The following is a 14,420-nucleotide window of genomic DNA, read 5'->3' as shown; positions in this document are numbered from 1 at the left end:
ACCACCGGGAGAACGACCTCGTGCTCCTCGAAGCGGGTCATGGCGAGAGGGTCCGCCAGGAGCACGCTGGTGTCGAGAACGTACGTGCGCCGGTCTGGTGTCCGGCGGCTCTTGGAACTGACCACTAGGCCTCCAGGGCGGATGACCCTGCGTCATCCGCGGCAAGCCGGCCCCCGCTGCCCCGGTGGCCTCGGGGCCGGTCTGCCTGGAGTATTCCCAGGCGGGGGGCGGTGCATTCGCGTCCTCGGCGAACTGACGGATCATTGCCGGTGAACGTTTGGCCTCGCCCCGCCACCGGGTAGATCAGCCCCTACGGCGCTCTCCGCCCGGGCGGCGGCCGGTCCCGCCCGGCGGCCCCTCAGTCAGCCCCTCAGTCAGTCTCAGTCAGCCCCTCCGGCCGTGCCCGCACGGCGCTCCCGGGCGGGCCGGGCCTCCTCGACCGCGGTCGCGGTACGCGCCGGGTTCAGAGTCCCATCCGCCGGTGCCGCTCCTCGTAGGCGCGCAGCGCCCGCAGGAAGTCGACCTTCCGGAAGGCCGGCCAGTACGCCTCGCAGAAGTAGAACTCGCTGTGCGCGCTCTGCCAGAGCAGGAAGCCGGAGAGCCGCTGCTCGCCCGAGGTGCGGATGACCAGGTCGGGGTCGGGCTGCCCCCTCGTGTAGAGGTGCTCGGCGATGTGCTCGACGTCGAGGATCTCGGCCAGCTCCTCGATCGAGGTGCCCCGCCCGGCGTGCTCCTGGAGCAGCGAGCGGACGGCGTCGGCGATCTCGTGCCGGCCGCCGTAGCCGACGGCCACGTTCACGGTGATCCCGTCGATCCCGGCGGTCTCCTCGGCGGCCTTCTTGAGGACGTCGGCGGTGTGCTGCGGCAGCAGGTCCAGTGCACCGACCGGGTTGACCCGCCAGCGGCGGGCGGCGGCCAGGTTGGTGACGGCGTCCTCGATGATCCCGAGCAGCGGGACCAGTTCGCCGGCCGGGCGGGAGAGGTTGTCGGTGGAGAGCATCCACAGGGTGACGACCTTGACGTGGGTCTCGTCGCACCAGCCGAGGAACTCGCTGATCTTGTCGGCCCCGCGCTGGTGACCGTAGGCGGTGGACCCGCCGGTCGCCTTGGCCCAGCGGCGGTTGCCGTCGAGGATCACGCCGATGTGGTGCGGGGTTCGGGCGAGGTGCACCTCGACCCGACGGCCGTACAGGCCGTACATCCCGTCCAGCAGGGTGCGCAGACCCGGCGTGCGTTCGACGACATCGCGCAGACCCATGCTTTTCGGCCCCTCCGTGCTCACTTCACCGGGTGCTTCACAACCCCCGGCGCAGCCTACTCCCGCGTTGTGTCGGCAAGGAAAGCCGCAGGTCCCGGGAGGGTCACGGTCCGGTGCGGAGTCTGTTGCGACGCGTGTGGCCCGGATGGCCGGAAGGCGCCCGCGAGAACCCCGGGTGTCCACAGGGGCGCCGGATACGGAACGGTCTCCGATTCCTTAAGGAATCCGTAAGCCGACGGTTCAATGCTTGACGACCACTAATGGTCTAGTCCAGCTTTTGACCCAAGGCGGAACGAACACAACCGGACCGCCCCACCGAGGCAGTACTGCGGACCTCCCCTCCCCCACACGCGGCCGCCGCGCCCCCCACCGCGGCGGCCGCTCCTCCCCACAGGAGCGCACCTCCATGGCCCGTACGCTGAACCAGCCCGCGCACAAGCGTCGGCGCAGCCCCCTCCCCGCCCTCGCCGCCGGCGCCACCGCCCTCGCGCTGGCCGGCACCGGGCTCGCCCTCTTCGCCGGGGGCGCCAACGCCGCCGCCGGGAACCTCGTCGGCAACGGTGGCTTCGACTCCGGCTCGCTGAGCGGCTGGACCTGTACCGGCGCCGCCCGCGTCGTCACCACCCCGGTCCACTCGGGTGCCGGCGCGCTGCAGGCCACCCCGGGCGCCGCGGACACCGCCGAGTGCACCCAGACCATCAGCGTGCTGCCCAACACCAGCTACACCCTCAGTGCCTGGGTCCAGGGTCCGTACGTCTACCTCGGCGCGCGCGGCACCGGCGGCACCGACCCGAGCGCCTGGTCCAACCAGAACAGCTGGAACCAGCTCTCCACCACCTTCACCACCGGCGCCAACGCCACCAGCCTCACCCTCTACCTGCACGGCTGGTACGGCCAGAGCGCCTACCTCGCCGACGACGTCGTGCTGAGCGGCCCGGGCGGGACCACCACCCCGACCCCCACCCCGACCGTCACCCCCACCCCGACGCCGACCGCCACGGCCACGCCGACCACGACGGCCTCCCCCACGGCCACCGCGACGCCGACCCAGACCGTCACCCCGACCCCCACCCAGACGGTCACGCCGACCCCCACGGCGACCAGCACCGGCAACCCCAACACCGGCCTGCCGAAGCACGTCGTCACCGGCTACTGGCACAACTTCGACAACAAGGGCAACAACCTCCAGAAGCTGAGCGACGTCCAGAGCGCGTACGACATCATCGCGGTCTCGTTCGCCGACTCCGTCGCCAACCGCCCCGGCGCCATCACCTTCAAGCTGGACGCGGAGCTCTCCGCGGGCCTCGGCGGCTACACCGACGCCCAGTTCCGGGCCGACGTGAAGGCCAAGCAGGCGGCCGGCAAGAAGGTCATCATCTCCATCGGCGGCCAGAACGGCGCCATCCACGTCAACGACGCGGCCGCCGCGAGCGCCTTCGTCGAGACCGCCTACGCGGTCATCAAGGACTACGGCTTCGACGGCCTCGACGTCGACCTGGAGAACGGCCTCAACCCGACCCACCTGGGCAACGCGCTGCACGCCCTGCAGGCCAAGGTCGGCCCGAGCTTCATCCTGACGATGGCGCCGGAGACCATCGGGATGTACTCCACCGCCGGCTCCTACTTCCAGCTGGCGCTGAACACCAAGGACATCCTGACCGTCGTCAACACCCAGTTCTACAACTCGGGCGGCATGAACGGCTGCGACGGCAAGGTCTACAACCAGGGCACCATCGACTTCATCACCGCCCAGGTCTGCACCCACATCCAGGGCGGCCTGCGGCCCGACCAGGTCGGCATCGGCGTCCCCGCCTCCTCCAAGGCGGCCGGCGGCGGCTACGTCTCGCCGAGCGTCGTGAACAACGCCCTGGACTGCCTGGCCACCGGCAAGAACTGTGGCAGCTTCGTCCCGCCGGCCAAGTGGCCGACCATCCGCGGCGCGATGACCTGGTCCACCAACTGGGACGCCAACAACGGCAACGCGTTCTCCAACGCGGTCGGCCCGTTCGTCCACCAGATGCCGTAATCCCCCACGGCGCGCCGCCCCGTGAGGGTGGGGCCAGCGCGTCGGCGCCGGGCCCGTCGTACCTTGACCGGTACGACGGGCCCGTCCGCCGTTTCCGGGGCGGGTGCGCCACGGTCCGCCGTAGCTCGGGGCCGCCCCGCGCTACGGCTGGACCAGGACCGTGAGCAAGGTGCCGAGCAGCAGGAACGGACCCATCGGCACCTCCCGGCCGCGCACCGGACGCCGGCGCACCAGGGCCGCCACCAGCACGCCGACCGACCAGAGCCCGGCCAGCAGCACGACCGTGATCAGCCCGGTCAGCGCCGCGGACCAGCCGTACCGTCCGAGCAGCGCGCCGAGGCCGAGTGCCAGCACGGTGTCCCCGGGGCCCATCAGTCCCAGCCAGACCGGCAGTTCGAACAGCGCGCCGGCCGCCAGCGCCACCAGCAGGCAGCGCAGCAGCACGTCCGGGCTGCCGTCCACCAGTTCCAGCACCGTCAGCAGCACCGCGAGCCCCGCCGCCAGCGTCCAGCTCAGCGGGTACGGCAGCCGGTGCACCCGGGCGTCGGTGAAGCCGAGCACCACCCCGACGCCGGCCGCCCAGAGCAGCAGCAGCGCGTCGGACGGCCGGCCGGCCGTCAGCGCGGCGGCGGCCGCGGCGGCGGTGACCGCCTCCACCTGCCAGGCGCCCGGGCCAAGCCCGGTCCGGCAGCCCGGGCAGCGGCCGGTCGGCGGCAGCCCGCGCAGCTCCCGCGCGCAGGACGGGCAGGTGGTGCACCACGGCTCGCCCTCGGGCACGGCGTACCGCACCACCAGGCCGCGCAGTGCCGGCGCCGCCAGCAGACCGGCCAGCACGGCCCCGACCACGCTCGCGATCACGACGTCCTCCCCCTCCGCGCGGCGACGGTACGATCCGGCGGGTCCCGGTCAGGAACCGGCCGGACGCCGTCCGCGTCCGACTCAGGCGGCACCCCTTGATCCGGGTGCCGCGACCGACCACATCATCCACGGGGGAGACACACCTTGACGAAGCACCGGACCACTCTGCGCGCGGCCGTCCCGGTCGCGGCGCTGGCGCTGGCCCTGACGGCCTGCGGGCCGGAGAACGACGACCCGGCCGTCGTCGCCGCCCCGACCGCCGCCGGCACCACGGCGGGCGCTCCGGCGGGGGCCCCCACGGGCGCGCCGACCACCGCACCCACCGGGGCCCCGGCGGCCACCGGCGGCGGCGCGGCGGGAGGCGGCGGCACCGCGACCGCCAACCCCGCCCCCTCGGCCGCCACCAGCGGCAACCCGATCGGCGGGGCGAGCGGGGGCGGCAGCAAGATCACCTTCGAGAACCCGCTGCCGCTGACCGCCACCGGCAGCTACCTCGGCAAGACCAAGGCCGACGTGACCCCGGTCTCGGTGGTCAAGGGCACCGCCGCCGACCTCGCCCCGTTCAACTTCAAGCCCGCCGACGTCGCCGGCAAGACGCCGTACTACGTGACCGTCTCGTTCACCAACAGGACGGGCGCCCCGCTGAACGACGAGTACTTCATGATGCGGTTCAAGGTGAACACCGACGCCAAGGCGACCGGCATCCTGGCGGCCCCGACCGTCCTGAAGTCCATCCCGGCCTGCGACTCCGGCAAGAAGCCCGGCACGCTCGCCGACGGCCAGAGCCAGCAGCAGTGTGCCGTCTATCTCGTGCCCAACGACACACCGCCGCAGTTCCTCACCTTCGGCAGCGTTCTGGACACCCAGCCACTGATCTGGAAGGCGAGCTGACGCCTCCGCCTCCCGATCCAAGGAGTGGCTGAGCAGTAGCGTCCGGGCGGTCCGGCGGGTGTCCCACGACACGCGCCGGACCGCCCGGTTCTGCCCCTAAAGTAGGCAGGCATGCAGGTCATCCAGTCCAGCAAGCTCGCCAACGTCTGCTACGACATCCGCGGCCCGGTGCTCGACGAGGCGATGCGGCTGGAGGAGCAGGGCCACCGCATCCTGAAGCTCAACACCGGCAATCCCGCGCTGTTCGGCTTCGACGCGCCCCCGGAGATCCTCCAGGACATCCTGCGCAACCTCTCCTCCGCGCACGGCTACGGCGACTCCAAGGGGCTGCTCTCGGCCCGCCGCGCCGTGGTCATGCACTACGAGGAGCGCGGCCTGCACGGGCTGGACGTCGAGGACGTCTTCCTCGGCAACGGCGTCTCCGAACTCATCCAGCTGGCCATGACCGCCCTGCTGGACGACGGCGACGAGGTGCTCGTCCCCGCCCCGGACTACCCGCTCTGGACGGCCTCCGTCTCGCTGGCCGGCGGCACCGCCGTGCACTACCGCTGCGACGAGCAGTCCGAGTGGTACCCGGACCTCGCCGACGTCGAGGCCAAGGTGACCGACCGGACCAGGGCGATGGTCGTCATCAACCCCAACAACCCGACCGGCGCGGTCTACCCGCGCGAGGTGCTGGAGGGGCTGGTCGAGATCGCCCGCCGGCACCAGCTGGTGATCTACGCGGACGAGATCTACGACAAGATCCTCTACGACGACGCCGAGCACATCCCGCTGGCCACCCTGGCCCCCGACCTGTTCTGCGTCACCTTCAACGGCATGTCCAAGTCCTACCGGGTCGCGGGCTTCCGCTCCGGCTGGATGGTGCTCTCCGGCGACCGCCACCGCGCCCGCAGCTACGTCGAGGGCCTGACCGTGCTCGCCTCGATGCGGCTCTGCGCCAACATGCCGGCCCAGCACGCGGTGGCCGCGGCGCTCGGCGGCCGGCAGTCGATCAAGGACCTGGTGCTGCCCGGCGGCCGTCTGCTGGAGTCCCGCGACGCCGCCTACCGGCTGCTCAACGACATCCCCGGGGTCAGCTGCGTCAAGCCGAAGGGGGCGCTCTACGCCTTCCCCCGGCTGGACCCGAAGGTCTACAAGATCAAGGACGACGCCCAGATGGTGCTCGACCTGCTGCGGGCCGAGCGGATCCTGCTGGTCCAGGGCACCGGCTTCAACTGGCCGGAGCCGGACCACTTCCGGCTGGTCACCCTGCCGCGTCCGGAGGAGATCACCGACGCCGTCACCCGGATCGGCACCTTCCTCGGCGGCTACGCGCAGCCCTGACGCGGGCCGGGCGCGGACGGGACCGCAGGCCGGGCGCGGGCCGGGCGCGGGCGGGAAAAGCGCTACGGCCGGAGTCCCGGTCCGGACGATCTCCTTGGTCGGGGAAAGATCGTCCGGCGGGGCTCCGGCCGTCCTGTCGCTCGTCGGTGCGCGATTCGTGCCACGCACCGACCACTTACTCGCCTTACTGAGGCTCAGGCTCAGCCGAGGCGGGCGACAAGGTCTCGGTACTCGTCCCACAGCTCGGTGGGCGTGTGGTCGCCGAACAGTTCCAGGTGGGCCGGGACGAGCGCGGCCTCCTGGCGCCAGATGTCGGCGTCGACGGTGAAGAGCAGGTCGAGGTCCTCCTTCGACAGCTCCAGGCCGGCGAGGTCGAAGGACTCGACGGTCGGCAGCACGCCGATCGGCGTCTCGACACCGTCGCCGGTGCCCTCCAGCCGCTCGACGATCCACTTGAGCACGCGGCTGTTCTCGCCGTAGCCGGGCCAGACGAACTTGCCCGCGCCGTTCTTGCGGAACCAGTTCACGTAGTAGATCTTCGGCAGCTTGGCGGCGTCCGCCTCGGCGCCGACCTTCAGCCAGTGGGCGAAGTAGTCGCCCATGTTGTAGCCGCAGAAGGGCAGCATCGCGAACGGGTCGCGACGCAGCTCGCCGACGGTGCCCTCGGCGGCCGCGGTCTTCTCGGAGGCGATGTTGGCGCCCAGGAAGACGCCGTGCTGCCAGCCGAAGGACTCGGTCACCAGCGGGACGGCGGTGGCGCGGCGACCGCCGAACAGGATGGCCGAGATCGGCACACCCGCCGGGTCCTCCCACTCGGGGGCGATGGTCGGGCACTGCGCGGCCGGGACGGCGAAGCGGGCGTTCGGGTGGGCGGCCGGGGTGCCGGACTCCGGCGTCCAGTCGTCACCGCGCCAGTCGGTGAGGTGGGCCGGCTTCTCGTCGGTGAGGCCCTCCCACCAGACGTCGCCGTCGTCGGTGAGCGCGACGTTGGTGAAGACCGTGTTGCCCCAGAGGGTGTCGATCGCGTTGGCGTTGGTGTCGACACCGGTGCCGGGCGCGACGCCGAAGAAGCCGGCCTCCGGGTTGATGGCGCGCAGACGGCCGTCGGCGCCGAAGCGCATCCAGGCGATGTCGTCGCCGATCGTCTCGACCTTCCAGCCCGGGATGGTGGGCTGGAGCATCGCGAGGTTGGTCTTGCCGCACGCCGACGGGAAGGCCGCCGCGACGTACTTGACCTCCGACTCGCCCGTGGGGCCGGCCGGCGGGGTGAGCTTCAGGATGAGCATGTGCTCGGCCAGCCAGCCCTCGTCACGGGCCATGGTCGAGGCGATGCGCAGCGCGTAGCACTTCTTGCCGAGCAGGGCGTTGCCGCCGTAGCCGGAGCCGAACGACCAGATCTCCCTGGCCTCCGGGAAGTGCGAGATGAACTTGGTGGAGCTGCACGGCCACGGGACGTCCGCCTGTCCCTCGGCGAGCGGGGCACCGACGGTGTGCACGGCCTTGACGAAGTCGCCGTCCTCGCCGAGCTGGTCCAGCACGGCCCGGCCCATGCGGGTCATCACGCGCATCGAGACCGCGACGTAGGCGGAGTCGGTGATCTCGACGCCGTACGCGGCGAGCGGGGAGCCGACCGGGCCCATCGAGAAGGGCACGACGTACATCGTGCGGCCCTTCATCGCGCCGCGGAACAGACCGTTCTCGCCCTGGAAGATCTCCCGCATCTCGGCGGGGGCCTTCCAGTTGTTGGTCGGACCGGCGTCCTTCTCCTGCTCGGAGCAGATGTAGGTGCGGTCCTCCACACGCGCCACGTCCGTGGGGTCCGAGGCGGCGTAGTAGGAGTTGGGGCGCTTGTCCTCGTTGAGCTTCTTGAAGGTGCCCTGGGCGACCAGCAGGTCCGCGAGGCGCTGGTACTCCTCGTCCGAACCGTCGCACCACTCGACGCGGTCCGGCTGGGTGAGCTCCGCGATCTCGCTCACCCAGGCCAGCAGACGCTGGTGGCGGGTGGGCGCGGCGCTGAGAGCAGCCGAGTTCTCGTTCGACACGATCGCTCCTTCACGCCATCCCGGCGGGGAGATGGCGTAGCGGGGTTTGAGGGTGATTGCAGCGTAGCTCCGGGTCCGGGCCCCGAATACGGCGAGGAGGCAAAGTTGGCGCATTTTTTACTACAGTAAGGATAATTACTGGCCAGTAGTCGAGCACCTTCGGCGGGTACGGAGCCCCGCCACCCCGACTTCGAATACTCCAAAACGTCCAACTAGTGACGGCCGACACTTCCTACGCGTCAGTAACCTACGGAGCCGTAGGTAGCGGGTAGCATGCGGACATGACTGCTGAGCTCCTGGAGAGCACGGAGCGTGTCGAGCCCAAGCCGACATGGCGCGGCTGGCTGCACGCCGGAATGTTCCCTGCCGCGGTGGCCGCCGGGATCGTGCTGATCTGCCTGGCCGAACCGGGCCCCGCCAGGATCGCGTGCGCGATCTACTCGGTCAGCGCCTGGCTGCTCTTCGGGGTGAGCGCGGTGTACCACCGCTTCACCTGGGGGCCGCGCGGCGACGCGGTCCTGCGCCGGCTGGACCACGCGAACATCTTCCTGATCATCGCGGGCACCTACACCCCGTTCACCATCCTGCTGCTGGACGGCGCCGACCGGCAGTTGCTGCTCTGGGCGGTCTGGGGCGGGGCGCTCGCCGGGATCGCGTTCCGGGTGTTCTGGGTCGGCGCGCCGCGCTGGCTGTACACGCCGGTGTACCTCGCGCTGGGCTGGGCCGCCGCGTTCTACCTGCCCGACTTCCTGCGCACCGGCGGAGTCGCCGTCCTGGTGCTGATGATCGTCGGCGGCGTGCTCTACAGCGTCGGCGGCGTGGTGTACGGGCTCAAGCGGCCCGATCCGTCACCGGGCCGCTTCGGCTTCCACGAGGTGTTCCACGCCTTCACCCTCGGGGCCTTCATCACGCAGTACGTCGGGATCTCACTGGCGGCCTACAGCGCGGCCGGCTGAACCCGGCGCCCCGTGACGGGCGGTCGGCCGGTCCGCGGACCGGGCGGCCGCCCGTTCGGCCGTCCACTCGCGGACCGGGCGGTCGTGCGTCACCGCGGTCTCGTGACCACGGGACTCGTGCCCCCGTGACTCGGGGCCGCGCGCGTCGGGGCCGTGCGACCCGCGGGGGTCATGTACCCCGCGGGGGTCGTGCGGACCGCGGGGGTCGTGCGCACCGCGGGCGTCGTGCGGCGGCTGGCTTCCGCGCACCGGCCGGTGGTGGCCGGCCGAACGCTCGTACGACCGGCGCTCGCGGACCGGGCGGCCGGGCGCCGCGGGCTCGCGCCCCGGGCCCGGCAGAGTCCGCCGGAGCCGCTCGGCCTGCCGCGCGTCGATCGCCTCGCGGGCCCGCCGGCAGCGCTCGCAGTGCGCGGCGTCCGGACTGCCGCCGGCCGTCCGGTGACCGCGCGCCGGGGGCCGTCCACCCGGCTCGGCCGCCCGGTGGAGCAGCTGCCAGCGCAGCCCGACGTACACCATCAGCAGCAGCACCTCGACCCCGGCGACCGCCAGCACCAGCGCGGCGCCGTTGATCAGGTAGGCCGCGACCACCGCCAGCGCCGAGCCCACCACCACTGCGGCACCCCAGATCTGGGCACCCGACTTCCGACCAGCCATTTCGGCTTCCCCTTCCTGCGCCGGGCTCGTGGTCGGCTCCTGCCGCCCCACCCCTTCTCCGCTCTCGGCACGCATCGGCCCGCACTGACCGACCGCCACATCCTATCTACCGTCAGTCACCCGAAACCGCCCGAAAGCGGCGAACGACAGATCAACGTTGCGTCAATTCCATGTGCGGAACGCGCACTTCCAGGACACATCACGGAGCGTGATGGCACGACCACCTGAGGCCGACATTGACGGGAGCCATCTTTTGGAGGTTACTGTCATTTGACAGCGACCATCTTCCAGGTCTCCGGAGGTTGTCCGTGACCACCCCGCCCACCGACCGGGCCCCGGCCCCGCCCGGGCCCGACCCGCGGCGCTGGCTCGCGCTCGTCGCCGTCGCCCTCAGCGTCCTGGTGATCAGCTTCGACATGACGGTCCTCAACGTGGCATTGCCCACCCTGGCCTCCCAGTTGGAGGCCACCACCGGGCAGCAGCAGTGGATCGTCGACTCCTACAGCGTGGTCTTCGCCGCGGCGATGCTCCCCGCCGGGCTGATCGGCGACCGCTTCGGCCGGCGCCTCGTCCTCACCCTGGGCCTCGCGCTGTTCGGCCTCTCCTCCGCCGTCGGCATGCTCGCCGACAGCCCCGGCACGCTGATCGCCGCGCGCGCCGCGATGGGCCTGGCCGGCGCGCTGGTGATGCCGATGTCCATGGCGGTGATCCCCGGGATCTTCCCGGCCGCCGAGCAACGCCGCGCCACCGCGGTCCTGGCCGCCGCCCTCGCCGTCGGCACCCCGCTCGGTCCGCTGATCGGCGGCTTCCTGCTCCAGCACTTCTGGTGGGGCGCGATCTTCGTGGTCAACCTCCCGCTGGTCGCGATCGGCATCACCGCCTGCCTGATCCTGCTGCCGGAGACCCGCAACCCCGCCGCACCCCGGATCGACCTGCTCGGCACCCTGCTCGGCGCCGGCGGCCTGGCGGCGCTCACCTACGGCATCATCGAGGGCCCCGAGCGCGGCTGGTCCGACCCCCTGGTCCTCGGCACGATCGGCGGCTCGCTGGTCGCGCTCACCGCTCTGGTGCGGCGCAGCCGGCGCCGGCCCGACCCGATGCTCGACCTCACCCTGCTCGCCGACCGCACCTTCCGCTGGTCGGTGGTGGCCGCGACCCTGGTCTCCCTGGTGCTGTACGGAGCCTTCTTCGTGCTGCCCCTCTACTTCCAGAGCGTGCTCGGCGCCGACGCCTTCGGCACCGGCCTGCGGCTGATGCCGATGATGCTCGGCCTGATGGTGGCGGCCCGGTTCAGCGACAAGCTGGTCGCCCGGACCGGCCACCGGCCGGTGATCACCGCCGGGCTGGCCGTCCTGGCCGGAGCCCTGCTGATCGGCAGCCGGACGGACGCCTCCGACGGTTACGGCCCGGCGGCGGTCTGGCTGGTCCTGCTCGGGTTCGGCATGGGCCTGTCGATCATCACCGCCCAGGCCACCGCGCTGCTCACCCTGCCGCCCGCCCGGGCCGGCGTCGGTTCGGGGCTGCTCCAGACCTTCCGTCAGGTGGGCGGGGCGATCGGGGTCGCGCTCTTCGGCAGCCTGCTGGCCGGCTCGTACCGGGGAGCGCTGGACACCACCGGGCTCCCGGCGGGCGCCGCGGACCGGGCCGGGCAGTCGGTGGTGGCCGCCGACGCCGTCGCCGCCTCCACCGGGGACCCGTCACTGGCCGCCTCCGCGCACGCCGCCTACGTCCACGGGATGACGGCGGTGCTGCTGACCGCCGGGGTGGTCGCGGTGCTGTCGGCGGTTCTGGTCGCCCTCCGGATGCCGTCCGTCGAGCCCACCGGGCCCGCCGAGCCCTCCGTCGGCGGAGCGGTCACCGGCGAGCCCGCCGCCGACGGCCCCGGCACCGGTCCCGGACCGTCCGCCGCGCCCGCGGCCGATCACGGATAATCGAAGGTATGAGCGCAGCGCAGCCGACAGCGGCACCCCCGGCGGGCCCGGACGATCCGGTCCAGGCGATGCCGGCGGCGCCGCTGTCGCTGCGCGAGCGGAAGAAGCTGAAGACCCGCCGGGCGATCCGCCGCGAGGCGTACCGGCTCTTCGCCGAACTGGGCTACGAGAACACCACGGTGGACCGGATCGCGGACGCCGCCGAGGTCTCGCAGTCGACCTTCTTCCGGTACTTCGCCACCAAGGAGGACGTCGTCCTCACCGACGAGTACGACCCGGCGATGATCGCCGCCCTGCTGGCACGGCCCACTGACGAACCGTTCCTGCGCTCCTGCCGGGAGGCCCTCACCGGGCTGATCCGCACACTGGTCCGGGACGAGCGCGAGGAACTCCTCGTCCGGATGCGGCTGGTCACCGAAGTCCCCGCGCTGAGGGCCCGGATGCGCGACACCGCCAACGACCCGCAGCAGCTCTACCTCACCGTGCTGATGCGGCGGGCCGGTGTCCAGGAGCCGACCTTCGCGATGCGGATCACCGCCGCCTCGCTCGGCGCGGCCACCACGGAGGCCGTCCTGCGCTGGGCCGAGAGCGGCGGCACCGAGGACATGGCCGAGCTGGTCGACCGCGCCTTCGCGATCATGGAGAGCGGCTTCACCGAGCTCTAGGCGCCCGGACGTACGGCAGGCGACCGGTCCCGCGGCAGGGCCCGGACGGGCGCCCGGACCCGAACGGGGTCCGGACGGGCCCGGACCTGCGGCGGGGCCCGGTCGCCGTGCCGGGCCCCGCCGCCTCGGTCCGGCGCTACCCGCGCCGGACTCCCACCCGCCGCCGCAACGCGAGGCCCGCGCCCGCGACAGCGGTGACGCTCAGGGCCGCGGTCGCCGTCGCGGCGGGCAGCACGCTCCCGCCGCTCCCGGCCGGCTCACCGGCCGCGTCCGGGCGGTAGCCGCCGCCCTTGCCCGCCCGGTCGTACGCCGAGCCGGGCAGTTTGTCGCCGTACCGCTCCCGGACCAGCTGCCGGTACGCCGCCAGGGTCACCCCGGAGTCGCCCACCGAGCCGCGGGCCTCGTCGTCCAGCGGGAGCACCCGGCCGTCCCGCAGCACGTACCAGGCGTTGAGCTGCGGCTCGCGGAACGCCGTCCCGCCGCCGGTGCTCGCGGCCTGCGCCGCGTAGTCGTTCTCGTCCCCGCCGGAGGCGATGTTGACGACCCGCCAGGCGCCGCCCTCCTTCACGGTCCAGACCGAGGCGACCTGCCCGTCGGTCGAGACCACCCGGCTCGCGGTGAACTCCGCCCTGGCCACGGCCGCACCCGGGGTGCCGGCCACGAACGCCGCGTCCAGGGTGTAGACCGGCACGGTCTCGCCGGTCAGCCGCGGGGCCGCCGCACTCGCGGCCCGCGCCTCCTCGGCGGCGCCGATGGTGAGCTGCTTGGTCGGCGGGACGCCCTTGCGGGCGAAGAAGCGCCCCAACTGGTCGAGCACGGCGGGGCTCTGCACCGCGCTCCTGGCCTGGGCCAGCTCGGCGGCGGAGACGGGAGCGGGGCCCTGTGCGGGCTCTGCCGCGGACGCCGCCGGAGCGACGGCCAGGCCGATCCCGGCCGCCAGCAGGACGCCGGCGGCGACGTTACGGATGCTGGTCATGGTCGCCCCTCACGCGCCGATCCGGTACAGGGAGTGGGTCCAGGAGAACGTGCCGTTCGACACGTAGTAGTTGTAGTCCGCCCAGTTGTAACGGGTGTTGGACGGCCACGGGTCGCCCCAGTAGACCCAGTTGTTGGAGGTGTCGAACCCGTAGACCACGTGCATGTGGCCGCCGCCCGAGCTCCACTGGATCCGGGTCTCGATCGGCCGGTTGGCGTTCACCTCCGTCTGCACCGTGCTGTAGCGCAGGTAGCCGGTGACGTAGGAGCCCGGGTTGATGCCGACCCAGCGCAGGCCGGTCTGCACGTCGCCCAGGGTGGCCTGGTTGTTGGGGCAGCTGGAGTTCGCCGAGCGGCCGAACGCGGCGTTGCAGAACTGGTTCTGGCTGTAGGTGTAGCCGTACCAGGTCGCGATGGTGTTGCCGCTCGCCGCCCAGCACCAGTTGGTCTGCTGTTGCTGCTGCATGGTGATGTTGAGCTTCTTGAAGGTGCCGGCCAGGTCGGCCGTGGCACCCGGCGCGGCGGCGGGCCGGATCTGGTCGGTCCCGGCGAGGGCCGTGGGGGTGGCCTGGGCCGGGGTGACGGCCGCGACGCTGAGCGCCGGACCGAGGACGCCGAGCGCGAGCACCGCGACGGCGCGGCGCAGGCGTGTCCGTGGAACTGACATGGGGGATTTCCTCCTTGCGACAGGCAGAGGAGTCGAGAGCTGTGGGGGTGCGGTCCGGATCCGCGCCATGAGCATCGCGCCGTTGACATGGCCGGTCAACGCCCCCGGCGGTCCGCCGACCCGGGTGTGAACGGCCCCGTTCCCGGTGTGAACGCCGCCCCGCAACCCCCG

13 protein-coding genes are annotated in these 14,420 nt (G+C 72.3%); 6 read left to right on the top strand and 7 right to left on the bottom strand.

Going from position 1 to position 14,420, the window contains the following annotated elements; translation table 11 throughout:
* A partial coding sequence (locus ACFWIC_RS36350) for a PIN domain-containing protein (RefSeq protein WP_355406000.1) occupies positions 1 to 125 on the bottom strand: 125 nt, incomplete at its 3' end.
* A 338-nt stretch (positions 126 to 463) separates the two neighbouring features.
* Complete coding sequence (locus tag ACFWIC_RS36345; protein ID WP_329879722.1) at positions 464 to 1,258, bottom strand: isoprenyl transferase; 795 nt, start codon at positions 1,256 to 1,258, stop codon at positions 464 to 466.
* A gap of 406 nt (positions 1,259 to 1,664) precedes the next feature.
* Between ACFWIC_RS36345 and ACFWIC_RS36340 the strand changes: the two genes are divergently transcribed.
* Positions 1,665 to 3,284, top strand: coding sequence for a carbohydrate binding domain-containing protein (locus ACFWIC_RS36340; protein WP_329879721.1), 1,620 nt, complete (start codon positions 1,665 to 1,667; stop codon positions 3,282 to 3,284).
* A 141-nt stretch (positions 3,285 to 3,425) separates the two neighbouring features.
* On the opposite strand, the gene ACFWIC_RS36335 is transcribed toward ACFWIC_RS36340, so the two are convergent.
* Positions 3,426 to 4,142, bottom strand: coding sequence for a prepilin peptidase (locus ACFWIC_RS36335; RefSeq protein ID WP_380521185.1), 717 nt, complete (start codon positions 4,140 to 4,142; stop codon positions 3,426 to 3,428).
* 144 nt (positions 4,143 to 4,286) lie between these two features.
* Here ACFWIC_RS36335 and ACFWIC_RS36330 point away from each other — a divergent pair, with 144 nt between their 5' ends.
* Positions 4,287 to 5,033 (top strand): hypothetical protein, encoded by a 747-nt coding sequence (locus tag ACFWIC_RS36330; protein WP_329948150.1) that lies wholly within the window; start codon positions 4,287 to 4,289, stop codon positions 5,031 to 5,033.
* Positions 5,034 to 5,144: 111 nt separating this feature from the next.
* Entirely contained in the window at positions 5,145 to 6,359 is a 1,215-nt protein-coding gene (locus ACFWIC_RS36325; protein ID WP_329879718.1) for a pyridoxal phosphate-dependent aminotransferase, read from the top strand.
* 200 nt (positions 6,360 to 6,559) lie between these two features.
* Here ACFWIC_RS36325 and ACFWIC_RS36320 read toward each other — a convergent pair whose 3' ends face one another.
* The gene (locus ACFWIC_RS36320) at positions 6,560 to 8,401 is read right to left on the bottom strand and encodes a phosphoenolpyruvate carboxykinase (GTP) (RefSeq protein ID WP_329879717.1); all 1,842 of its coding nucleotides are present in this window, start codon (positions 8,399 to 8,401) and stop codon (positions 6,560 to 6,562) included.
* Between the two features lie 281 nt (positions 8,402 to 8,682).
* On the opposite strand from ACFWIC_RS36320, the gene ACFWIC_RS36315 reads away from it, so the two are divergent.
* Positions 8,683 to 9,357, top strand: a complete 675-nt coding sequence (locus ACFWIC_RS36315) for a hemolysin III family protein (RefSeq protein ID WP_329879716.1) — start codon at positions 8,683 to 8,685, stop codon at positions 9,355 to 9,357.
* On the opposite strand, the gene ACFWIC_RS36310 is transcribed toward ACFWIC_RS36315, so the two are convergent.
* On the bottom strand, positions 9,328 to 10,011 hold the full coding sequence (locus tag ACFWIC_RS36310) for a hypothetical protein (protein ID WP_380521183.1): 684 nt from the start codon (positions 10,009 to 10,011) through the stop codon (positions 9,328 to 9,330). The two genes, ACFWIC_RS36315 and ACFWIC_RS36310, sit on opposite strands and share 30 nt — an antisense overlap.
* Before the next feature lie 308 nt (positions 10,012 to 10,319).
* Between ACFWIC_RS36310 and ACFWIC_RS36305 the strand changes: the two genes are divergently transcribed.
* Both ACFWIC_RS36305 and ACFWIC_RS36300 read left to right on the top strand, forming a co-directional pair.
* The gene (locus ACFWIC_RS36305; protein ID WP_329948147.1) at positions 10,320 to 11,942 is read left to right on the top strand and encodes an MFS transporter; all 1,623 of its coding nucleotides are present in this window, start codon (positions 10,320 to 10,322) and stop codon (positions 11,940 to 11,942) included.
* Positions 11,943 to 11,950: 8 nt separating this feature from the next.
* Positions 11,951 to 12,607 carry a TetR family transcriptional regulator gene (locus ACFWIC_RS36300; RefSeq protein ID WP_380363042.1) on the top strand — a complete coding sequence of 219 codons (657 nt, stop codon included), beginning with the start codon at positions 11,951 to 11,953 and terminating at the stop codon, positions 12,605 to 12,607.
* 136 nt (positions 12,608 to 12,743) lie between these two features.
* Here the strand turns inward: ACFWIC_RS36300 and ACFWIC_RS36295 are convergent, their stop codons facing one another.
* Entirely contained in the window at positions 12,744 to 13,583 is an 840-nt protein-coding gene (locus ACFWIC_RS36295) for a hypothetical protein (RefSeq protein WP_329948145.1), read from the bottom strand.
* A gap of 9 nt (positions 13,584 to 13,592) precedes the next feature.
* Complete coding sequence (locus ACFWIC_RS36290) at positions 13,593 to 14,249, bottom strand: papain-like cysteine protease family protein (protein ID WP_329879711.1); 657 nt, start codon at positions 14,247 to 14,249, stop codon at positions 13,593 to 13,595.
* Positions 14,250 to 14,420: the final 171 nt, after the last annotated feature.

Origin of the sequence: Kitasatospora sp. NPDC127035 (genome assembly GCF_042726075.1) — a bacterium.
In the GTDB taxonomy this organism is placed as follows: Bacteria; Actinomycetota; Actinomycetes; order Streptomycetales; family Streptomycetaceae; genus Kitasatospora.
Note: the sequence above shows the minus strand (reverse complement) of the source record. Positions and strands in the feature narration are given on the sequence as shown.

Bases quoted from the DNA above. Each gene is read 5' to 3' on its own strand.
- ACFWIC_RS36325 (WP_329879718.1), top strand. From the start codon at position 5,145: ATGCAGGTCATCCAGTCCAGCAAGCTCGCCAACGTCTGCTACGACATC.
- ACFWIC_RS36295 (WP_329948145.1), bottom strand. From the start codon at position 13,583: ATGACCAGCATCCGTAACGTCGCCGCCGGCGTCCTGCTGGCGGCCGGG.
- ACFWIC_RS36345 (WP_329879722.1), bottom strand. From the start codon at position 1,258: ATGGGTCTGCGCGATGTCGTCGAACGCACGCCGGGTCTGCGCACCCTG.
- ACFWIC_RS36315 (WP_329879716.1), top strand. From the start codon at position 8,683: ATGACTGCTGAGCTCCTGGAGAGCACGGAGCGTGTCGAGCCCAAGCCG.
- ACFWIC_RS36310 (WP_380521183.1), bottom strand. From the start codon at position 10,011: ATGGCTGGTCGGAAGTCGGGTGCCCAGATCTGGGGTGCCGCAGTGGTG.
- ACFWIC_RS36290 (WP_329879711.1), bottom strand. From the start codon at position 14,249: ATGTCAGTTCCACGGACACGCCTGCGCCGCGCCGTCGCGGTGCTCGCG.
- ACFWIC_RS36300 (WP_380363042.1), top strand. From the start codon at position 11,951: ATGAGCGCAGCGCAGCCGACAGCGGCACCCCCGGCGGGCCCGGACGAT.
- ACFWIC_RS36340 (WP_329879721.1), top strand. From the start codon at position 1,665: ATGGCCCGTACGCTGAACCAGCCCGCGCACAAGCGTCGGCGCAGCCCC.